20 protein-coding genes are annotated in these 20,687 nt (G+C 54.1%); 19 read left to right on the forward strand and 1 reads right to left on the reverse strand.

What is annotated here, in order from left to right:
- Positions 1-37: 37 nt before the first annotated feature.
- Entirely contained in the window at positions 38-1,567 is a 1,530-nt protein-coding gene (gene gntK / locus AC4G46_RS00755) for a gluconokinase (RefSeq protein WP_491128757.1), read from the reverse strand.
- 570 nt (positions 1,568-2,137) lie between these two features.
- Between gntK and AC4G46_RS00760 the strand changes: the two genes are divergently transcribed.
- From AC4G46_RS00760 to whiA, 19 genes are all read left to right on the forward strand, one after another.
- On the forward strand, positions 2,138-3,355 hold the full coding sequence (locus AC4G46_RS00760; protein WP_491126261.1) for an ATP phosphoribosyltransferase regulatory subunit: 1,218 nt from the start codon (positions 2,138-2,140) through the stop codon (positions 3,353-3,355).
- A 63-nt stretch (positions 3,356-3,418) separates the two neighbouring features.
- The gene (gene hisG, locus AC4G46_RS00765; RefSeq protein WP_491126262.1) at positions 3,419-4,063 is read left to right on the forward strand and encodes an ATP phosphoribosyltransferase; all 645 of its coding nucleotides are present in this window, start codon (positions 3,419-3,421) and stop codon (positions 4,061-4,063) included.
- A gap of 93 nt (positions 4,064-4,156) precedes the next feature.
- Positions 4,157-5,464: a histidinol dehydrogenase gene (gene hisD, locus AC4G46_RS00770; RefSeq protein ID WP_491126263.1), complete on the forward strand. Its 1,308-nt coding sequence runs from the start codon at positions 4,157-4,159 to the stop codon at positions 5,462-5,464.
- Entirely contained in the window at positions 5,454-6,065 is a 612-nt protein-coding gene (gene hisB, locus AC4G46_RS00775; protein ID WP_491126264.1) for an imidazoleglycerol-phosphate dehydratase HisB, read from the forward strand. The genes hisD and hisB overlap by 11 nt, the downstream gene beginning before the upstream one ends.
- A 1-nt stretch (position 6,066) precedes the next feature.
- Positions 6,067-6,696, forward strand: a complete 630-nt coding sequence (hisH, locus tag AC4G46_RS00780; RefSeq protein WP_491126265.1) for an imidazole glycerol phosphate synthase subunit HisH — start codon at positions 6,067-6,069, stop codon at positions 6,694-6,696.
- 40 nt (positions 6,697-6,736) lie between these two features.
- Positions 6,737-7,474, forward strand: a complete 738-nt coding sequence (gene hisA, locus AC4G46_RS00785) for a 1-(5-phosphoribosyl)-5-[(5-phosphoribosylamino)methylideneamino]imidazole-4-carboxamide isomerase (RefSeq protein ID WP_491126266.1) — start codon at positions 6,737-6,739, stop codon at positions 7,472-7,474.
- Between the two features lie 413 nt (positions 7,475-7,887).
- Positions 7,888-8,646, forward strand: coding sequence for an imidazole glycerol phosphate synthase subunit HisF (gene hisF, locus AC4G46_RS00790; RefSeq protein ID WP_491126267.1), 759 nt, complete (start codon positions 7,888-7,890; stop codon positions 8,644-8,646).
- Positions 8,643-9,326, forward strand: a complete 684-nt coding sequence (gene hisIE / locus AC4G46_RS00795) for a bifunctional phosphoribosyl-AMP cyclohydrolase/phosphoribosyl-ATP diphosphatase HisIE (protein ID WP_491126268.1) — start codon at positions 8,643-8,645, stop codon at positions 9,324-9,326. Before hisF ends, hisIE begins: the two co-directional genes overlap by 4 nt.
- Before the next feature lie 14 nt (positions 9,327-9,340).
- A complete protein-coding gene (gene hisJ / locus AC4G46_RS00800) occupies positions 9,341-10,174 on the forward strand; it encodes a histidinol-phosphatase HisJ (RefSeq protein ID WP_491126269.1) in 834 nt (277 codons plus the stop codon).
- 27 nt (positions 10,175-10,201) lie between these two features.
- Positions 10,202-11,152, forward strand: a complete 951-nt coding sequence (locus AC4G46_RS00805; protein ID WP_039869041.1) for a ribose-phosphate diphosphokinase — start codon at positions 10,202-10,204, stop codon at positions 11,150-11,152.
- Positions 11,153-11,394: 242 nt separating this feature from the next.
- Positions 11,395-12,804, forward strand: coding sequence for a tetratricopeptide repeat protein (locus AC4G46_RS00810; protein WP_491126270.1), 1,410 nt, complete (start codon positions 11,395-11,397; stop codon positions 12,802-12,804).
- A 151-nt stretch (positions 12,805-12,955) separates the two neighbouring features.
- Positions 12,956-13,909, forward strand: coding sequence for a thioredoxin-disulfide reductase (gene trxB / locus AC4G46_RS00815; RefSeq protein ID WP_491126271.1), 954 nt, complete (start codon positions 12,956-12,958; stop codon positions 13,907-13,909).
- Positions 13,910-14,164: 255 nt separating this feature from the next.
- The gene (locus AC4G46_RS00820) at positions 14,165-14,392 is read left to right on the forward strand and encodes a DUF1858 domain-containing protein (RefSeq protein ID WP_068721677.1); all 228 of its coding nucleotides are present in this window, start codon (positions 14,165-14,167) and stop codon (positions 14,390-14,392) included.
- A gap of 30 nt (positions 14,393-14,422) precedes the next feature.
- Complete coding sequence (locus AC4G46_RS00825) at positions 14,423-15,688, forward strand: DUF438 domain-containing protein (RefSeq protein ID WP_491126272.1); 1,266 nt, start codon at positions 14,423-14,425, stop codon at positions 15,686-15,688.
- A 198-nt stretch (positions 15,689-15,886) separates the two neighbouring features.
- Positions 15,887-16,492, forward strand: coding sequence for a hypothetical protein (locus tag AC4G46_RS00830; protein WP_491126273.1), 606 nt, complete (start codon positions 15,887-15,889; stop codon positions 16,490-16,492).
- A gap of 250 nt (positions 16,493-16,742) precedes the next feature.
- A complete protein-coding gene (locus AC4G46_RS00835) occupies positions 16,743-17,693 on the forward strand; it encodes an ROK family glucokinase (protein WP_491126274.1) in 951 nt (316 codons plus the stop codon).
- Between the two features lie 46 nt (positions 17,694-17,739).
- Positions 17,740-18,639 carry an RNase adapter RapZ gene (rapZ, locus tag AC4G46_RS00840; RefSeq protein WP_068721683.1) on the forward strand — a complete coding sequence of 300 codons (900 nt, stop codon included), beginning with the start codon at positions 17,740-17,742 and terminating at the stop codon, positions 18,637-18,639.
- Between the two features lie 56 nt (positions 18,640-18,695).
- Positions 18,696-19,631: a gluconeogenesis factor YvcK family protein gene (locus AC4G46_RS00845; protein WP_491128758.1), complete on the forward strand. Its 936-nt coding sequence runs from the start codon at positions 18,696-18,698 to the stop codon at positions 19,629-19,631.
- A gap of 34 nt (positions 19,632-19,665) precedes the next feature.
- A complete protein-coding gene (gene whiA, locus AC4G46_RS00850) occupies positions 19,666-20,595 on the forward strand; it encodes a DNA-binding protein WhiA (RefSeq protein WP_068721687.1) in 930 nt (309 codons plus the stop codon).
- Positions 20,596-20,687 lie beyond the last annotated feature (92 nt).

Raw genomic sequence — 20,687 nt, forward strand, 5'->3', positions numbered from 1 at the left:
CTATGCCGGCGCTTTTTCATTATGGAGGGGTAGCTGCCTATTCTCCGGCCTGTTCACGCTGGAACTGGGCTATAGCTTCATACTGGCTCTCCAGGCTGCGGAAGACAGAGATAAAGATAGGCAGGAGCTGCTTGTAGATCTTGGCATGTGCTTCTACGGGTTCATGCCGGTAAGTAGAGCCGATCATATCAAATACAATATCGAGCGATCCGGCCCGCCCGGTGGCATACAGCCCCAGCACGACGGCTCCAAGACAAGAGCTCTCAATACTCTCCGGTATGATGACCTCCTGGTCAAAAATATCGGCCATCATCTGCCGCCAGAGGGAGGAGCGGGCAAATCCGCCGGTAGCGAGAATCCGGCTTGGGCGGCCGATGCGCTCCTCCATGGCCAGGAGTACGGTGTACATGTTAAAAATGACGCCCTCCAGCACGGAGCGGATCATATGCTCCTTGCGGTGGGTCATGCTCAGCCCGAAGAAGGAGCCGCGTGCATCCGGATTCCATAGCGGGGCGCGTTCACCGGTGAGATAGGGATGAAACAGCAGCCCGTTGCTGCCGGGAGGCACCTGTTCGGCTATACGCGTGAGTACCTCGTAAGGATCAATACCGAGGCGCTTCGCGGTTTCCACTTCCGAGGCGGCGAACTCATCGCGCACCCAGCGGAACAGCATGCCGCCATTGTTCACCGGACCGCCGATCACCCAGTGATTCTCGGTCAGCGCATAGCAGAAAATCCGGCCCTTCGGATCAGTCAGCGGGCGGTCGACTACTGTACGAATGGCGCCGCTCGTACCGATGGTAGCAGCAACTACACCAGGTTCAATTGCGCCTACGCCAAGATTGGACAGTACCCCGTCGCTTGCTCCGATAACGAATGGTGTGGAATCAAGCAGTCCAAGCTGCTCTGCAAAGCCGGGAAGCAGCCCCTGGATTACACGGGTAGTCGGCACAGGCTCGGACAGCCGGTCAGCGGTTATTCCGGCAATACGCAGTGCCTCCGGGTCCCAGTCGAGGTTCTCCAGATTGAACATGCCGGTGCAGGAAGCAACGGAATGATCGACAACATATTTACCGAACAGCTTGGCGAAGACATATTCCTTAATGGATATGAATTTATAAGTCTGCCGGAACAGCTCCTTCTGCTCCTCACCCAGCCACATCAGCTTGGTAATAGGTGACATGGGGTGAACCGGTGTGCCTGTGCGCAGGTACAGCTCATGTCCGTTCAGCTCATTTTTGAGACGGGCGGCAGCAGCGCTGCTCCGGTTATCGGCCCAGGTGATACAGGCGGTAAGGGGCTTGCCGGCAGAATCAACAGCGATTACGCTGTGCATCGCGGAGCTGAAGGAGAGAAACAGCAGCCCGTCCGGACGGATTGCGCTTTGCTGCATCACTGCTGCTATCGTATGAAGGACAGCATCCAGGATCTGATCCGGGTCCTGCTCGGCGACTGAAGGCGAAGGCTGATGCAGCGGGTAACCTTCACTCGCCTGAGTGACGATGCTTCCATCCTCTCTGAAAAGGACGGACTTGGTGCTTGTAGTTCCAATATCAACGCCGATCATATACGATGGATTCAAGTTCACAGTCCTTCTTTCTGCTTGAGAATAGATACTTGGAACGCTGAATGCAAAAAATGCTGTGGATTTATATTATATAAATTGAACTAGAAACTAAAAAAAGGGTTAAGTGGCGGAGGGGAATTTTGGAACTGTAGGAGCGTTAGCGACCGCCTGAAAGCTTTTTGCAGAAAAGCTCGCTACGTAAGCATAATCAGTCTGGGGATTTCAACCGTTAAGAACGGTATAAATTAAGAAATCTGTAGACAACAGCGGCCGGAAGTCCAAATATTCTCTGGAGTCACGTCCTATCCCTATACAGCAAATATAGCGTTCAATTTATATCATTCATTATAGTATCCGTTCAGCATAGTGGCAAAGATATGAAGTATGAAGTTGGGTAAGTAAAGAGAGTGGCCGGAAGGACAGGTGTTATCCGCGTAAAGGTAAGGTATTATTGACGTAGGAAGACAGTCCATGATACGATGTTCCCACCACTTTACTTTACTACCACTTTACCATAGTAAAGCGAATTACATATATATTTTATGAACTCTGACGAGGTGACTAATGAAGATGTCCAAGCCGAAGGGATTCGAAAAACCGGCGGGTGTGCGCGATTATCTGCCGCGCGCAGTCAAGAAGCTGCGCAAGATTGAACACGATGTGCTGCATTGCATGAGCCGCTGGGGATATCAGCAGATGATAACCCCTACACTGGAATATTACGATACGGTTGGTGTGGCCAGTTCTACATCCGACCAGAAACTTTATAAACTGCTGAACAACCGGGGGCAGGCGCTGGTGCTCCGCTCAGAAATGACAGCTCCGGTAGCGCGGGTGGTATCCTCCCTGCTCAAGGATGAGCCGCTTCCGCTGCGCCTGTCTTACCACGCCAATGTCTTCCGGGCTATTGAAGAGGAGGCGGGCCGGGAGGCGGAATTCTTCCAGACCGGTGTGGAGCTGGTCGGTGATGATTCTCCTGAGGCGGATGCCGAGGTTGTTGCGCTGGCGATTGCCTCGCTGCAGGCAGCAGGCGTGAAGTCCTTCAAGATTGCCATGGGCCATGTGGGCTTCCTTGACGGCTTGTTCCAGGAAGCAGTACCGAACCTGCCGGAGGCGCAGGAGGAGCTCAAGAGCCATTTGCTCGGCCGCGACTATGTAGCCTTCAGAGATACGCTGCGGCGGCTGGACCTGACGGATGCCCAGAAGAATGAGCTGTACGGACTGCTGCGCCTGCGCGGCGGCAAGGAAATCTGCGGGCAGGCGCTGGAGCTCAGCAGCCATCCGCTGGCACGTACCTCCATCGAGCATTTGTGCAAGGTGTGGGAAGTGCTCGTGTCCTATGGAGTGTCGGAGCATGTGCTGATCGACCTGACCATGATCGGTGATTTCTCCTATTATACCGGAATGACATTTGAGGGCTATGCGTCTGAGCTTGGCTTCCCGGTATGCAGCGGGGGGCGTTACGACAACCTGCTGCAGCAGTTCGGCCGGGCGGTTCCGTCAACAGGCTTCTCCCTGAAAACGAACCGGATTCTGGACGGGGTGACGGGTATGCAGGAGGAAGAGGAGCTGCCGGTTCTGATCCAGTATGACGCGCAGCGGCGGTCAGAAGGACTTGCGGAAGCCGCAAGGCTGCGGTCCGAGGGGCACATGGTGGTGACCCGACTTGCCGCAGGCCCGGAGGATCTGAAGACCGTAAAACGGCTTGACCCGGAGCGGGTTCTGGCAGATGGCGGGCAGTACGGTGAGATCTATACCTTCGTGTCTTTTGTAAGCGAGCATGGCTGAGCTGAAGAGGATCGGATGAACTTATACAGTAGTAAAGAGTGATAAGAAACGGAGGCAAGTGACATGGGGCAGATATTGAAGGTAGCCATGCCGAAAGGCCGGATTTACAATAAAGCGGCGGAGATGTTCCGCCAGGCGGGCCTGCCGATTCCCCCGGACGGGGAGGAGTCGCGCAAGCTGGTCATATCATTGCCTGAAGCAGGGATGGAATTTATTCTGGCCAAGCCCGTTGATGTGCCTACCTATGTGGAATATGGCGTAGCGGACATTGGAATCGTCGGAAAGGATGTCCTGCTGGAAGAGGATCGCGATGTGTATGAGCTGCTTGATCTGGGCATTGCACGCTGCCGGATGTCGATTATCGGCCTGCCTAACTGGCAGCCGGGCATTCAGCAGCGGGTAGCCACCAAATATCCGAATGTCGCTTCACGTTATTTCCGGGAGCAGGGCCAGCAGGTAGAGGTTGTGAAGCTGAACGGCTCCATTGAGCTTGCGCCGCTGATCGGTCTGGCAGACCGCATCGTCGATATGGTGGAGACGGGCCAGACACTGAAGGATAACGGGCTGGTCGAGATGAAGAGCATTTTCGAAATTACGAGCCGCCTAGTGGCTAACCGGGTAAGCTACCGGATGAAAAATAATGAAATCCAGCAGTTGTGCGACCGTCTGCAGGCCGTTATCGGCGAGCCGGGGCTACAGCTGAAATAATAACGGGAAGCTAAGCAACAGCCAGCCTCACGAAGATAGAAGGCGCTGGGATACAGGAACAAAGCTTTACATGTGCAAAAGGGGGAAGCGGCGGTGAAGGTGAAGTCGAGCAAGGAATTTAAGCTGCAGCGGGATGTGGAGTACGGAACGCCGGAGCAGAACGAGACCGTAAAACAAATCGTAGCTACTATAAAAAAAGAAGGCGATGCCGCGCTGCTCCGGTACACGGAGCAGTTTGACCGCACGGTGCTGACTGCAGCCGAGCTGCGGGTGACACCTGAGGAACTGCAGGCTGCGTACAGCCAGGTGGAGGATTCATTCGTTACCGCGATCCGCGCAGCAGCGGCTAACATCCGGGCGTTCCACGCCCGCCAGAAGCGAAATTCCTGGATGGATCTGCAGCCGGACGGCACGATCCTCGGCCAGATCATCCGCCCGCTGAAGCGGGTGGGCGTCTATGTTCCCGGAGGCACGGCGGCTTATCCGTCGTCCGTGCTGATGAATGTCATTCCGGCACAGATTGCCGGTGTGCCGGAGATCGTCATGGTCACCCCGCCGGCCACGGGCGGCAAGGCGGGGATTGACCCTTACATTCTCGTTGCCGCCGCTGAAGCGGGCGTAAACGAGATTTACCGGGTAGGCGGCGCCCAGGCCATCGCCGCCCTGGCCTTCGGCACAGAGAGCATCGTGCCGGTCGATAAGATCTGCGGGCCGGGCAACATCTATGTTGCCCTCGCCAAACGCGAGGTCTACGGCGCTGTCGATATCGACAGCATCGCCGGACCGAGTGAAATCGTCGTGCTCGCCGACGATACCGCCGAGCCGGCCTACGTCGCGGCCGACCTGCTCTCCCAGGCCGAGCATGATGCAATGGCCTCGGCCATTCTGGTGACGCCATCGCAGAGCCTGGCGGACAGCGTGGCTGCCGAGGTGGAGCGGCAGCTTAAGGAGCTGCCGCGCGAGGCAGTGGCGCGCGCCTGCGTCGAGAACCACGGCGCGATTATCGTCGTGGACTCGCTGCAGGAAGGCATTGAGGTAGTCAACCGGCTGGCACCGGAGCACCTGGAGGTTGTGGCGGCTGATCCGATGGGCCTGCTGGGCAGCATCGAGAATGCCGGGGCGATTTTCCTCGGCCCGTACAGCTCGGAGCCGGTGGGCGATTATTTTGCCGGACCGAACCACATTATACCGACCAACGGTACGGCGCGGTTTGCTTCGCCGGTTGATGTGGACGATTTTATAAAAAAATCAAGCCTGATCTACTATAGTAAGGAAGCGCTCCTGCGTGACGGGGAGACGATTATGGAGCTGGCCAGACGTGAAGGTCTGGAGGGCCATGCAAGGGCAATTCAAATCAGACTGGAGAACGAAGCGAAGGGTGGAGCAGAAGATGGAGAATAACAATAAGGAGCTGGCGGAACGCAAGGCCGGCCTTAGCCGCACAACAAATGAAACGGACATTAAGCTGTCGCTTGGCGTTGATGGCAGCGGTGTTGCCGAGCTGGAAACAGATGTGCCTTTTCTGAATCATATGCTGGATCTGTTCGCCAAGCACGGCCAGTTCGACCTGTCGGTGCAGGCCCGCGGTGACATTGATATTGATGACCACCACACTGTCGAGGATATCGGCATTTGTCTGGGACAGGCGCTGCGTGAGGCGCTGGGGGATAAAAAAGGAATCAAACGTTATGCCAGCGTGTTTGTTCCGATGGATGAGGCACTGGCGCAGGTTGTGATCGATATCAGTAACCGGCCGCATTTTGAGTACCGCGCCGAGTATCCGTCACAGCAGGTGGGCAGCTTCTCTACGGAGCTTGTACATGAGTTCCTCTGGAAGTTCGCGCTGGAGGCACGGATTACACTGCACGTTATTGTGCACTACGGCTCCAATACCCACCACATGATTGAGGCAGTATTCAAAGCGCTGGGCCGGGCGCTGGATGAGGCGACACTGATCGATCCGCGAGTAAAGGGTGTGCCTTCTACGAAGGGAGTGCTGTAGCATGACCGTTGCAATCGTCGATTATGGCATGGGCAACCTGCACAGTGTCAGCAAAGCTGTGGAGCGGCTGGGCTACGAAAGTCTGGTGACAGGCAAGGCTGAAGAGATTTTTGCAGCGGACAGCGTCATCCTGCCGGGAGTCGGTGCGTTTGGCGATGCAATGGAGCAGCTGCGGGCAAGCGGTCTCGACGGGATCGTGAAGCAGGCTGCCGCCGGCGGCCAGCCGGTACTCGGCATCTGCCTGGGCATGCAGCTGCTGTTCAGCAGCAGCGTGGAGCACGGAGAGCATACCGGACTGGATATGCTTCCTGGAGCAGTCGTCCGCTTCGCTGCACGTGAAGGCTTCAAGGTGCCGCATATGGGCTGGAACCGCTTAAGCTTCCGCCAGCCGCAAAGTCCGCTGCTTGAGGGGCTTGAAGAAGGGCATGTGTATTTTGTCCACTCCTATCATGCACAGGTGGAGCAGGAAAGTGACCTGATTGCTGTCACAGATTACGGGCATCCGGTAACGGCAGTAGTCGGACGGGATAACGTGTACGGCATGCAGTTTCACCCGGAGAAAAGCGGGGAGCTGGGCATGAAGCTGCTGGGCAATTTTTTGCAGATCAAGAACGGGCAGAAGCGGGCGTAAGCACGCTATTAATCTATTATAGGGAAAGCAGGGGCGCCAGATGTCTTCTTTTATCGTATATCCGGCAATTGATATCCGGGATGGAAAGTGTGTAAGACTGCAGCAGGGGGATTATGCCCAAGAGACGATTTACAACGACAGTCCGGTTGAGGTGGCAAAATCGTGGGAAGAGCAAGGCGGGAAATTCATCCACCTCGTTGATCTGGACGGTGCCAAAGCCGGCCATCCGGTAAATGATGTTATCATCGGCGCTATCGCCAAAAACGCGAATGTTCCTGTACAGGTCGGCGGCGGATTGCGCTCGCTGGCTGATGTGGAGAAGCTGCTCGGGCTCGGCGTCAGCCGGGTGATTATCGGAACGGCAGCCATCAATGACCATGCCTTTACGGAAGCTGTGCTGGCTAAGTATGGGGATAAGGTAGCTATCGGGATCGATGCCCGGAACGGATATGTGGCAACCCACGGCTGGCTCAACACTTCGGAAGTGCGTGCCGAGGACCTGGCAAAAGAGCTCGCGGGCAAGGGGGCGGAAACGTTCATCTACACCGACATCTCGCGCGACGGCATGATGCAGGGCCCGAACATTGAAGGTATCCTCTCCATGGCTGCTGCCAGCGGACGGACAGTCATTGCTTCCGGCGGCGTTACCGTCTTGGATGACCTGCTGCGTCTTAACTTACATAGCGGAAGCGGAATCGGCGGGGCCATCGTCGGCAAGGCGCTGTACACCGGCAATATCAATTTGACCGAAGCGCTTTCGGCGCTTGGGCAGAGATAGAAGCAAGTAGAATTTAAAGGGTTTTGCAGCTTTGCAGCTTTGCAGTTTTGCAGTTTCCAATCTTCGTTTTTGCTGTTTTGCAAATTGGCAGGAGCACCTATTGTTTGAGCGGCCCCGCAGGGGCTACGCTGCATGCTCCTTGTTGCCGGGTGCGCCTCGGTTTCTCCTAAGACAGCTATCCGGGTGTCCAGAGGGCCGGGGCCCTTGGGGTCCCCCTTGGCTAAGGGGGATTTAGGGGGATCGAAAATGTCTTAAGGGTCCAGTCTTTTATTGATCAAAAAAGCCTTAAAGGTCCAGTCTTTTATTAATCGAAAAAGCCTCTAGGTTTGGTTGGTTTGATCGAATTTTTTTGATTTTAAGTATTTTTACTGAAAATTTTACACGGTAAGGTTTTACTTTTGGAGGGATGCCGCATGTTAGCCAAACGTATCATTCCCTGCCTGGACGTAAAGGACGGGCGGGTAGTCAAGGGTGTGAATTTTGTTAATCTTCGCGATGCCGGGGATCCGGTGGAGCTGGCGGCGATTTATGACCGTGAAGGTGCTGACGAGCTGGTGTTCCTGGATATTTCCGCCTCAGTGGAAGGGAGGGCGACCATGGTGGAGGTTGTCCGCCAGACCGCCGGGGAGATCGCGATTCCTTTTACGGTCGGCGGCGGCATCTCGACTCCGGACGATATGAAGCGGATTCTGCGCGCCGGTGCCGATAAAATCGGCATCAATACGGCCGCAGTCAACAATCCCCAGCTTATTCTTGAAGGGGCGCGCCGCTTTGGCTCCCAGTGTATTGTAGTGGCAATGGATGCCAAATATAATGAGGCTTGGGGCGAATGGGAAGTGTACACGCACGGCGGGCGCAAGCCAACCGGTATCCGGGCGCTGGCCTGGGCGAAAGAGGCTGAACGGATGGGCGCCGGCGAGATTCTGCTCACCAGCATGGACGCCGACGGAACCAAGGACGGATTCGACCTGAAGCTGACAGCGGCGGTGAGCAGCCTGGTAGGCATTCCTGTCATCGCTTCCGGCGGCGCCGGGAAGATCGGTGACTTCTACGATGTATTTACCGAAGGTAAGGCCGATGCAGGGCTTGCCGCTACTATTTTTCATTATAAAGAAATTGCAATTCATGATCTGAAGGCAGACTTGAAGTCTAAAGGGGTAGAAATCCGATGAGCCAAGAACAAGAAGCCATTATTGAAAATATCCGCTGGAACGAATCCGGGCTGCTGCCTGCTGTTGTTCAGGATGCACGTACGCTGGAGGTGCTGATGTTCGCCTACATGAATCCGGAGTCGCTGCGGCTCTCGCTTGAGAGCGGCCAGACCTGGTTCTGGAGCCGTTCCCGCAGTGAGTTGTGGCACAAGGGCGGAACCTCGGGCAACACCCAGGCGATTACTTCCATTCATTACGACTGTGACAGTGATACACTGCTGGTGAAGGTGGTTCCAGAGGGACCTGCCTGCCATACAGGTGAAAATACATGCTTTTACCGCGAAATCCCGCTTACCGGTCAGGCGGCAGCTGCGCCTCAGCGCACCGCAGGTGCAGATGAAGGGCGTTTTGCCGTACTGGGCGAGCTGGAGCGGGTGATTGCGGAGCGGGAAGCCGAGCGTCCGGAGGGTGCTTATACCACCTATCTGTTTGATAAAGGTGTAGACAAGATCCTTAAAAAGGTGGGCGAGGAAGCTTCCGAGACGATTATCGCCGCCAAAAATAAAGACAATGCCGAGCTCCGCCTCGAAGTGAGTGATCTGATCTATCACCTGCTGGTGCTCCTGCAGGAGCGCAAGCTGCCGCTGGATGAGATTCTGGACGAGCTGAGCGCCCGCCACGAACGTCCGCGCCGCGACTAGGAGGAGGTAGAAGGATGCATATCGACTATCATACCCATCATGAGCGCTGCGGTCATGCGGTAGGGAAGCTGGAGGAGTATGTGCAGCGCGGGATTGAGCTGGGCCTGCAGCAGCTGGGCCTGTCCGATCATCTGCCGCTGATTCATGTGGATCCGGACAGCTACTACCCTGAAATGGCAATGCCGCTGTCCGAGCTTCCGCGGTACGTCGAGGAATGCCTGACACTGAAGGAGCGCTACCGCGGAATCATTGATCTGCGTGTAGGGCTGGAGGCGGATTATATTGAAGGCTATGAGGAGCAGATCCGTGAGCTTTTGTCACCCTATCCGTGGGATTATCTGATCGGCTCTGTGCATTTTCTCGGGGAGTGGGATATTACGGATCACCGGCAGACCGGCGGCTGGGAAGGCAAGGATGTAATGGAGGTATACCGCCGTTATTATGATGCCGTACGGAAGTCGGCGTTATCGGGATTATATGATATTATAGGACATATGGATGTGATCAAACGGTTTGGCTACGGCCCGCAGACTCCGGAGGAGAAGGCTGAAGCCAGGGAACTGGAGCTTAGCGCGCTGAAGGCGATCGCCTCAAGCGGGATTGCCATGGAGCTGAATGCTTCCGGCCTGACCAAGCCCTGTGCCGAAATGTTCCCGGCGGAGCATGTATTGCAGGAGGCGTTTACGCTGGGCATTCCGCTTACACTCGGCTCTGATGCCCACGACCCGGCCAAGCTGGGTGACGGGCTGCAGGAAGCCCGCAGCCTGCTATGGAATACCGGCTTCCGCGAGCTGGCGGTGTTTGAAGGCCGGCGCCGTTCATCGGTACCGTTTGAGCTTAAATTATGATCTAAATTATGATCCCAGGAGGGTATTATGCAGCATCATCAATTGCGTATTTTTTCCGGTTCGTCAAATCCGAAGCTGGCCGCAGATATTGCGGAGCGTCTTGGTGCACCCCTCAGCCCGATTAAGCTGACCCGTTTCAAGAGCGGTGAGATTTATGTGCATTATGAGGAGAGCATCCGGAACTGCGACGTATTTTTGGTGCAATCCCTCGCTCATCCTATTAATGAGCTGTTCGTAGAGCTGCTTGTGATGATTGATGCCGCCAAACGCGCCTCGGCAAGAACGGTGAATATTATCGTTCCTTACTACGGCTATGCCCGGCAGGAGCGTAAATCTGCACCCCGCGAGCCGATCTCGGCCAAAATGGTTGCCGATGTGCTGACCACCGCAGGGGCGACCCGGGTCATTACCATTGATCTGCATGCGGCCGCCATTCAGGGCTTCTTCAACATTCCGGTGGATCATCTGACTGCGCTTGATCTGATCAGCGGTTACCTGAAGGTTAAGAATATCTCGAACCCTGTGGTGGTTTCCCCGGATGCAGGACGTGCCTCCATGGCCGAGAAGCTGGCCAGCCGTCTGGATTCACCGTTTGCAATTATGATCAAGAAACGTCCGGCACATAATGAATCTGTCATCACGCATGTGATAGGAGATGTTGAGGGAAGAACGCCAATCATCATCGAGGATCTGATCGATACCGGCACGACAATTGTGAATGTGGTTGAGGGCCTGAAGGAGCGGGGAGCCGGCAACAGTATTGTCTGTGCGACACACGGGCTGTTCTCCGGTGATGCGCTGACACGCATGGATCATGACAATATTGATGAGATTGTTGTCACTGACTCGATTGCGCTGCCTGACGACCACTCTACCCGCTATAAAGTGCTGTCCGTTGCACCGATGCTGGCAGAAGCCACACGCATTATCATTGAAGGCGGATCTATTGATAAATTGTTCAGAGACGCGGGAATTTGATTCCCGCGTTTTTTGCTGTGCCAGCGGCGGTGCAGAAGCCGCTTCATCTATTTTCCTTAGGTGCCACCTTCCCTTAGCTTGAGAATCCTCCGCTCACTTGTGTTATACTGTGTGAAGCAGCTAAGCACAGAGATGGAAACGATAGACTGCTTTAGGATAGGAGCCCGGAGTGCCCTTTCGGCACAACTCTCCTATTTTTGCGTGAGGATAAGGAAGCTTACAAAGGGAGGTGCCTTGCTTCCATGATTGAGAGAACTTCAGATGAGACGGAGTTAAGCAATGTCATTCCGGTGACTCTGGATGCCAATTTTTTCTTTGAAAGAGCCGTTCGGTCGCTGGACCGCTTTCAATATGATAAGGCATTAAAGAATTTTCGCAAAGCTGTTGAATATGAGCCGGAGAATCCGGTAAATCATTGTAACATGGCAGGCATCTTATCGGAGATGGGTAATTATAAAGCATCCAACGATATTCTGACCCATGTGCTGGAAAAGATCGACCCGGCGATGACCGAATGCCACTTCTACATGGCTAACAATTATGCCAATATGGAGAGCTTCGAGGAGGCAGAGCGCTCGCTGATGACGTATCTGGAGCAGGATGCCGCCGGTGAGTATCTGGCGGAGTCCGAGGAGCTGATGGAGCTGCTGCAGTATGAGCTGGACCGTCCGGCTCCGCTGATCAAGATCCGCAGCCGTGAAGGGGTTGTGGAGCACGACCGTGCCCGGGCCCTGCTGGAGGAAGGAAAGTTTCCCCAGGCGGTGGATTTGCTGGAGGAGATCGTCAAGGCAACTCCGGACTTTCTGGCAGCCCATAACAATCTGGCACTGGCCTATTTCTATATGGGCCGTTTTGCAAGAGCGAAGGAATGTCTCGGAGAGGTGCTTGAGCAGGACCCGGGAAATCTGCATGCCCTGTGCAATATGGCTATTTTCCTGCAGTATGCCGGGGATCGTGAACAGCTGGATACGCTGCTTGCAAGGCTTGAGGCCACCGTGCCTTTCCATAAGGAGCATGTGTTCAAAATGGCCACCACGATGGGCATTCTGGGCCGGCACAAGACAGCCTATAGTCACTTCCGCCGCCTGCTGAAGGATGAAGAGGTTGGCGCAGACGCGAGCCTGTTCCATTATTGCGCTGCTGCTGCGAGCAACAGCGGATTGCACAGCGACGCCTTGCGCTGCTGGCGGCAGGCCGCCAAGCTTGATCCGGCATCGCCCGTACCGGCTTTTTTCCTCGCCCAGCTGCAGCAGGCGCTGGCAGAGGGCCCGGCAATGTCGCCGGTCAGCTATAATTATCAACTGCCTTTTCAGGAGCAGCTGAAGCAGTGGAAGAACAATGCCAGCAGCTTCACAGCTGAAGTACGCAGCAATCCGCTGCTGCGGGCCTCCTTCTTCTGGGCGCTGCGCTACGGCGATTCCGGGACCAGAGTGCAGGTTACCGAGGCGCTCCGCTGGATTGAGGACGAGGAGATGTCCGAGGTGCTCGGAGAATTGCTGCAGCAGGAACCGCTCCAGGAGGAGAAGTTGCAGGAAGCGGCGCTGATCAGCCTGCAGCGGCTGATCGGAAGCAGCCTGAAGGAAAATCCTGTTTCGGCAGAAGAGCAGGAAATGGCGCAGGGGGATTTGCCTTCTTCAACAGAGAAGGTATAACCCCGGCAAGGTAATATAAGCAAGCAGGTATAAATGAAGCGGGATTCTGCATCCTTATATTGTTTACGCGAAACAGTGAGAGGGTTTCTTCTGAAGCCCCACCGCTGTTTCTTCTTATAAATCATTACCTACTCGTAAGGAGGCCATAGTGATGTACAAAACGATTGTAATCGGAACAGGCCCGGCAGGGCTGACTGCCGCTATTTATTTAGCCCGCGCCAATCTCAGCCCGCTCGTAATTGAAGGCTTGCAGCCGGGCGGACAACTGACAACGACGACAGAAGTGGAGAACTTTCCTGGCTTTCCTGAGGGAATTCTCGGTCCTGATCTGATGGAGAATATGCGCAAGCAGGCTGAGCGCTTCGGTGCACAGTTCAAGAACGGCTGGGTGGAATCGGTTGATTTCTCACAGCGTCCGTTCAAAGTGAAGGTGGATGGGCTGGGTGTGCTTGAGGCGGAATCGGTCATCATTTCAACCGGCGCTTCCGCGCGGTATCTGGGAATTCCGGGCGAGCAGGAGAATGTAGGGCGCGGAGTAAGCACATGCGCCACCTGTGACGGATTCTTTTTCCGCGGCAAAAAGATTATTGTTGTCGGAGGCGGAGACTCCGCTATGGAGGAAGCCAGCTTCCTGACCCGCTTTGCTTCCAGCGTAACGCTGGTTCACCGCCGTGAGGAACTGCGTGCTTCCAAGATCATGCAGGACCGGGCACGCGACAACAGCAAGGTGTCCTGGGCGCTGAACCGCACCCCGCTGGCAGTGACAGTCGAAGGTATGGGAGTCAAAGGATTAACCGTCCGCAATAATGAGACAGGCCAGGAAGAGCTCATTGAAGCAGACGGCGTATTTGTGGCAATCGGCCACACTCCTAACACGGGCTTCCTGGGAGGCCAGATTACTACAGATGCTAACGGGTATATTGTAGTGAACCCGGGTACCACGGAGACGAACATTCCGGGCGTATTTGCCTGCGGCGATGTTCAGGACACACGTTACCGGCAGGCGATTTCTGCAGCCGGAACCGGCTGCATGGCCGCTATGGATGCCGAGAAGTATCTGGAAGGCACAATGGTGCATGACTGGAGCGAAAGCCTCGATAAGTAAAGTTTGAAGTATCACTACAGGATCAAGCCGGTAATTCCGCTTATGCGGGTTACCGGTTTTTTTGTGCGTGGAACGGCTGATTAACCTGGACGGTAAACCGCGCAACAGCAAGGCACAGGCGGCAGTTCATTTATTTAAAAAATAAAATACATACCAGCCGCAACTTAGTGATTGCAATCACAATCTGCGGTTATGGCCTATGCTAAGCTGATGTTGAGAAGAGTTCTCAATAAGTGGGTTAAAGGAATGGTGTCCATGAACAAAGTGCTGAAGATGGATGAGTCCATATTCGAGCTGGTGAGCCGGCATCCCGAGGTAACCGGCATTATGGTGGAGCTGGGGTTTCAGGATATTGCCAAACCGGGGATGCTGCAGACCGCAGGCCGGTTCATGACCCTGTCGAAGGGAATCAAACTGAAAAAAATGGATCCTGAAACAGTAAGGCAGACTTTTGTCCGTCATGGTTTCGAGATTGTTGAATAGAAGCATTCCGCATATAAAGGAGAGAGTATAATGAGTGAATTAATTAACAACCGTGAAGTGGATGTACCTGAACAGACCCGCCGCCAGGCGATGCTCAAGGAAATTATTAAAGAGCTGCATGCCGGTAAAAGTGTAGATGAGGTCAAAGCCCGTTTTGCTGAAGCGGTTGGCGATGTGACAGTAGCTGAAATTTCTGCAATGGAGCACTCGCTGATGACGGAGGAAGGTATTCCGGTAGAAGAGGTCCAGCGGCTGTGTTCGGTCCATACCGCAATCTTTAAAGGCTCAATCGAGCAGATCCACCGTTCCTCGAAGCCGGAAGAGCAGCCCGGTCATCCGGTGCACACCTTCAAGCTGGAGAACCGTGAAATTGAGCGGCTGGTTAACTTCCGTCTGGAGCTGCATGCCGGCAAGTTCCTGAAGAATGACGGCGACGAAATGATTTTCAAGCTGCTGGAGGATCTGAGTCTGCTGCTTGATCTTGACAAGCACTACAGCCGCAAGGAGAATCTGCTGTTCCCTTATCTGGAGAAGTACGGTATCTACGGGCCGACTAAAGTTATGTGGGGTGTGGATGACGGCATCCGGGCGATGATCAAAGCAGCCAAGGCAGAGCTAAGCTCATACAAGGGCAACAAGGAAGAGATCGGTGAACAGCTGGCCCAGATTATTCAGGAAGTTAACGAAATGATCTTTAAGGAAGAAAATATTCTGCTGCCGATGGCGCTCGACAAGCTGACTGAGGATGAGTGGGTTAAAATAGCCCGCGAAAGCGACGAGATCGGCTTCTGTCTGACGGCGCCGGAGCAGGAGTGGATACCGGAACGTTCACCTGAACCGGAAGGTGCAGCAGTCTCTGCTGAGGAGCAGCAGGCAGGCGAAAGCCCGCAGGGCTTTATCCGGTTTGAAACCGGCCTGCTGTCGCTGCACCAGTTGGAGAGCATCATGAACCATCTGCCGGTTGACCTGACCTTTATCGATGAGAACGATGTTGTCCGTTATTTCTCGCACGGTAAGGAGCGCATATTTGCCCGGACCAAAGCGGTAATCGGCCGTACCGTCCAGAACTGCCATCCGCCGCAAAGCGTGCATGTCGTGGAGAAGCTGCTGGAAGACTTCAAGGCAGGACGCAAGGATGCCGAGGATTTCTGGATTAATATAAAGGATAAGTTCATCTATATCCGTTACTTCGCAGTCCGGGATGAAGCCGGCCGTTACATGGGAACGCTGGAGTTCACCCAGAATATCGCCCCGATTCGCGCGCTGGAAGGCCAGAAACGGATTTTGTCGGAATAGAGTTAATTCTTCATAAGGTGCGGGCCTCAGGGCCTGCGCCTTTTTCTGCTGGTTAAAGAGTGTAGCCATCGTAATGTTAAGCGGCTATAGCTGCCGGTCCGTTGTTAATGAGCTAGCGGATGCTACAAAAGTGGCCAATGGAGCGCAAAGGCCGAAATGAAAGGCAAAAATGCCTTTGATTTGTGCTAACGGGGCGGAATGTCCGAAATGAGAGGCAAAAATGCCTTTGATTTGCGCCAACGGGGCGGAATGTCCGAAATGAGAGGCAAAAATGCCCTTGATTTGCGCCAACGGGGCGGAATGATCGAAATGAGAGGCATAAATGCCTTTGATTTGCGCCAGCGGGGCGAAATGCCCGAAATGAGAGGCAAAAATGCCTTTGATTTGCGCCAACGGGGCGGAATGATCGAAATGAGAGGCAAAAATGCCTTTGATTTGCGCCAACGGGGCGGAATGTCCGAAATGAGAGGCAAAAATGCCCTTGATTTGCGCCAACGGGGCGGAATGATCGAAATGAGAGGCAAAAATGCCTTTGATTTGCGCCAGCGGGGCGAAATACCCCAAATGAGAGGCAAAAATGCCTTTGATTTGCGCCAGCGGGGCGGAATGTCCGAAATGAGAGGCAAAAATGCCCTTAATTTGCGCCAACGGGGCGGAATGTCCGAAATGAGAGGCAAAAATGCCCTTAATATGCGCCAACAGGGCGGAATGATCGAAATGAAAGGCAAAAATGCCCTTGATTTGCGCCAACGGGGCGGAATGTCCGAAATGAAAGGCAAAAATGCCTTTGATTCTATTTTTTGATTGTAACCCATCTGAGAGGATGCCTGTCCCAGTGTACAAGTCATAGATTATAGTGATAACGCATACAACGTTAATATGCCCGAAAAAGGACCCCCCGACGCCGGCTCTGCCAGCCTCCTTTTATCCAGCCTAGTTTTTAGAGTAGGGTATATAGCCGGGTGTGCCGCCTTTCCTTGACCGCAGGGGAGGCTTCTATTATAGTGGGTACGTAGGATTAACTATTTTAGCATAGAAAAAGGTGGCTTGTTACATGTCTGAGAATATCTACGTTGGCGTGGATTTAGGTGGAACCACGATTAAGGTTGGAATCTGCAATGCCGAGGGAACCCTGCTGCATACTTACGAGGGACCTACGGGGACTGCAGATGGCGTCGATACCGTTATCGATAACATCGAGAAGTATGTGCGCCTGATTGTGGAAGAATCCCCGTACTCCTGGGAACAGCTTGCCGGTGTGGGAGCAGGCCTTGCCGGATTTACGAACATTCGTGAAGGAATCATCATTCTTGCGCCTAACATAGGATTTAGAGATGTGCCGATCCGTTCCATCCTGGAAGGACGCCTTAACAAGCCTGTCAAAATAGACAATGATGCCAATGTGGCTGCGCTGGGTGAAGCCTGGAGCGGCGCAGGCCGCGGCATTGAGAACTGCGTCTGCTACACACTGGGAACCGGTGTCGGCGGCGGTATTATCATTAACGGCAAGGTATATCAGGGCTTCGGCGGTCTGGCCGGAGAGCTGGGCCATATTTCGGTTGTGCCTGACCTGGAAGCCATCCAATGCGGCTGCGGCAATATGGGCTGCCTGGAGACCGTATCCTCGGCCACCGGCATTATCCGTATGGCTAACGACGCTGTAGCACGCGGAGACCGTACTTCGCTTTCTGCTGTGGAGAAGATTGCAGCGAAGGAAGTATTCGATGCTGCAAAAGCCGGCGACGAAGTTGCGCTGCGCATTGTTAACCGTGCCGCATTTTACCTGGGCAAGTCCATGGCGGCAGTTGCTGCCGTGCTGAATCCTGAAGTCTTTATCGTCGGCGGCGGAGTGTCCAAGGCAGGCGACATTCTGTTTGATGAGGTGCGCCGTGTGTTTGCCAAGCTGGCTCCAGAGCCGCTGCAGAAAGGCGTTACCATCGTGCCTGCGGAGCTTGGAAATGATGCCGGCATTATTGGTGCGGCGGGTCTCTTGCTGCGTTCTTAATAAGCGGGACTTATTCATATACTAATCTTAGGGAGGGAACGCTCTCATGACCGAATTGGAGCACTCCGAAACGGCCGGCGCCACCCTGATCATTATTACAGGCATGTCAGGCGCAGGCAAAACAATTGCTGTTCAGAGTTTGGAAGACCTTGGTTTTTTCTGTGTGGATAATCTGCCGCCGGTGCTAATACCGAAATTTGCTGAACTGATTGAGCAGTCCAAAGGCAAGATCGCCAAAGTGGCACTTGTTATTGATTTGCGGGGACGGGAATTTTTTACGGCGCTTTCTGAATCGCTGACCTACATCAAAAATGAGTCAACGATCGGCTGCGAAATTCTCTTCCTCGATGCTACGGACTCCGTGCTTGTGCAGCGTTATAAGGAGAGCCGCCGGCATCATCCGCTGGCCCCCAAGGGGATGCCGCTTGACGGCATCCGGCTGGAGCGCCAGATGCTGGATGAGCTGAAGAATTCGGCTACCCTGTGTCTTGACACAAGCAGCATGAAGCCGGCCCAGCTGAAGGAGAAGATTGTCTCCAGATTTTCTCACCTTGGCAAAAGCACACTCTCCGTTAATATTACTTCGTTTGGATTCAAGTATGGTATTCCGATTGATGCAGACCTCGTGTTTGATGTCCGCTTTTTGCCGAATCCGCATTATGTGGATCAACTGCGGCCCAAGACCGGCCAGGACAGCGATGTATATGACTATGTAATGAAATGGCCCGAAACGCAGGCTTTTCTGACTAAGCTGCTGGATATGCTTCACTTCCTGATTCCCCAGTACCGCAAAGAGGGCAAGTCCCAGATTATTATCGGCATCGGCTGTACCGGCGGCAAACACCGTTCAGTCGCCATATCCGAGTATCTGGGTAAAATGCTGGGAGTCAGCGAGACGGAGACGGTAGCGGTCAGCCATCGGGATTCCGAGCGTGACCGGCATTAACGAGAGAAGGGGTCTAAGTGTCCGAAGAACAAGAGAAACGTCCGCGGATCGTCGTAATGGGCGGCGGCACAGGACTTTCTGTTATGCTCCGCGGTTTGAAAGAGAAGCCGCTTGATATTACAGCAATTGTAACTGTGGCAGATGACGGAGGCAGCTCCGGTATTCTGCGCAGTGAGCTGCAGATGCCGCCTCCCGGCGATATCCGCAACGTACTGACAGCCATGGCGGATGTAGAGCCGCTTATGGCTCAGATTATGAGATACCGCTTCAGCAGCGGAGAAGGACTTGCCGGGCATAGTCTCGGCAATCTCATTCTCGCGGCGCTTACTGATATCTCGGGTGATTTTGTGACTGCGGTGCGGGAGCTGAGCCGGTTGTTCGCTGTCCGCGGACGTGTATTGCCCGCCGCCGGGGATGCGGTGGTCCTGCATGCCGAGATGGCTGACGGTACCATTGTTACGGGGGAGTCCAAAATACCCGAAGCCGGCGGCCGGATCAAACAGGTGTTTTTGGAGCCCGCAGATGTGGAACCGCTGCCGGAGGCGCTGGAAGCGATCCGTGGCGCTGACGCCATTCTATGCGGTCCGGGCAGCCTGTACACCAGTATCCTGCCCAACCTGCTGGTGCCTAAGCTGGCGGAGGCTGTTGTAGAATCGGATGCGATCAAAATCTTCGTCTGCAATGTAATGACCCAGCCGGGCGAGACAGACAACTATACCGTCAGCGATCATCTCCAGGCCGTATATGATCATATCGGGCTGCATTTGTTCGATTATGTGATTGTCAACGACGGGGAGATCCCGGAGCAGGTTCAGGTCAAATATGCTGAGAAGGGCGCACGCCCCGTGCTGCTTGACCGGGATGTGCTTGACGGTAACGGGTATAAGGTAATTGCTGATAAGCTGGTATTGTTCAAGACCTATTTGAGGCATGATACGGATAAGCTCAGCCACCATATTTACCAGCTGGTGAAGGATTGGATTTCCAGATAAACAAGCTTCAATGAACATGAAAGAGGTGAGCCCCTTGTCTTTTGCGGCACTTACCAAAAAAGAGCTGACGATGGTGGAGAGCCCGCCCTGCTGCGAGAAGGCAGAGATGTCGGCGCTGATCCGGATGAACGGGTCTGTGCAGCTTTCAAGCAAAAAGGTGGTTCTGGACATCTCGACGGAGAACGCCGCGATTGCAAGGCGGGTATATTCTTTGCTTAAGAAATATTACCAGGTCCATATCGAGCTGCTCGTGCGTAAAAAAATGCGTTTGAAGAAAAATAACGTCTATATTGTCCGAATCCCCAGCCGGGTGCAGGAGATCCTGAAGGACCTGCGGATTGTATCCGAGGGTTTCATCTTCAATGATGGAATTGACGAGGAAATCGTCAGAAAAAACTGCTGCAAACGGGCTTATCTCCGCGGAGCCTTCATGGCCGGCGGGTCGGTAAACAATCCCGAGGGCTCGTCCTATCATTTGGAAATCGCTTCCATGTATGAAGAGCACTGCAAAGCGCTTGTGGATCTGGCTGGTGAATTTCACCTGAACGCCCGCTGCATAGAGCGCAAAAAAGGCTTTATCCTATACATTAAGGAAGGCGAGAAGATCATCGAGTTCCTGAACCTGATCGGTGCACACCAGGCGCTGTTCAAATTTGAGGATGTGCGGATTATGCGTGACATGCGCAACTCCGTAAACCGCATCGTCAACTGCGAAACGGCCAACCTGAACAAAACGATCAGTGCCGCTGTCCGGCAGATTGAGAACATCAAGCTGCTGCAGCGTGAGGTGGGGCTGGAGAGCCTTCCGGATAAGCTGCGTGAGGTCGCAGAAATCAGGCTGGCACACCCGGACATCAACCTGAAGGAAGTCGGTGAGATGCTGAAGGGGAATGTCAGTAAATCGGGAGTAAACCACCGTTTACGCAAAATTGATGAGCTGGCGGAGAAAGTCCGCGGCGGCTAATTATTTTTTTTCTAGTGTGGATGCGGTTATAATGATATAATATTATAAAATTAATGTGAAATTTTTGGGCAGATCTCAAATAGGGGGTAAGC

The organism is Paenibacillus sp. fava2 (assembly GCF_058313675.1).

Coding starts and splice junctions, on each gene's coding strand:
- trxB (WP_491126271.1), top strand. CDS start 12,956: ATGTACAAAACGATTGTAATCGGAACAGGCCCGGCAGGGCTGACTGCC.
- AC4G46_RS00835 (WP_491126274.1), top strand. CDS start 16,743: ATGTCTGAGAATATCTACGTTGGCGTGGATTTAGGTGGAACCACGATT.
- AC4G46_RS00830 (WP_491126273.1), top strand. CDS start 15,887: ATGTCCGAAATGAGAGGCAAAAATGCCTTTGATTTGCGCCAACGGGGC.
- AC4G46_RS00805 (WP_039869041.1), top strand. CDS start 10,202: ATGCAGCATCATCAATTGCGTATTTTTTCCGGTTCGTCAAATCCGAAG.
- AC4G46_RS00825 (WP_491126272.1), top strand. CDS start 14,423: ATGAGTGAATTAATTAACAACCGTGAAGTGGATGTACCTGAACAGACC.
- hisJ (WP_491126269.1), top strand. CDS start 9,341: ATGCATATCGACTATCATACCCATCATGAGCGCTGCGGTCATGCGGTA.
- hisF (WP_491126267.1), top strand. CDS start 7,888: ATGTTAGCCAAACGTATCATTCCCTGCCTGGACGTAAAGGACGGGCGG.
- AC4G46_RS00760 (WP_491126261.1), top strand. CDS start 2,138: ATGTCCAAGCCGAAGGGATTCGAAAAACCGGCGGGTGTGCGCGATTAT.
- AC4G46_RS00810 (WP_491126270.1), top strand. CDS start 11,395: ATGATTGAGAGAACTTCAGATGAGACGGAGTTAAGCAATGTCATTCCG.
- hisG (WP_491126262.1), top strand. CDS start 3,419: ATGGGGCAGATATTGAAGGTAGCCATGCCGAAAGGCCGGATTTACAAT.
- hisIE (WP_491126268.1), top strand. CDS start 8,643: ATGAGCCAAGAACAAGAAGCCATTATTGAAAATATCCGCTGGAACGAA.
- AC4G46_RS00820 (WP_068721677.1), top strand. CDS start 14,165: ATGAACAAAGTGCTGAAGATGGATGAGTCCATATTCGAGCTGGTGAGC.
- rapZ (WP_068721683.1), top strand. CDS start 17,740: ATGACCGAATTGGAGCACTCCGAAACGGCCGGCGCCACCCTGATCATT.
- hisH (WP_491126265.1), top strand. CDS start 6,067: ATGACCGTTGCAATCGTCGATTATGGCATGGGCAACCTGCACAGTGTC.
- AC4G46_RS00845 (WP_491128758.1), top strand. CDS start 18,696: ATGGGCGGCGGCACAGGACTTTCTGTTATGCTCCGCGGTTTGAAAGAG.
- gntK (WP_491128757.1), bottom strand. CDS start 1,567: ATGATCGGCGTTGATATTGGAACTACAAGCACCAAGTCCGTCCTTTTC.
- hisA (WP_491126266.1), top strand. CDS start 6,737: ATGTCTTCTTTTATCGTATATCCGGCAATTGATATCCGGGATGGAAAG.
- hisB (WP_491126264.1), top strand. CDS start 5,454: ATGGAGAATAACAATAAGGAGCTGGCGGAACGCAAGGCCGGCCTTAGC.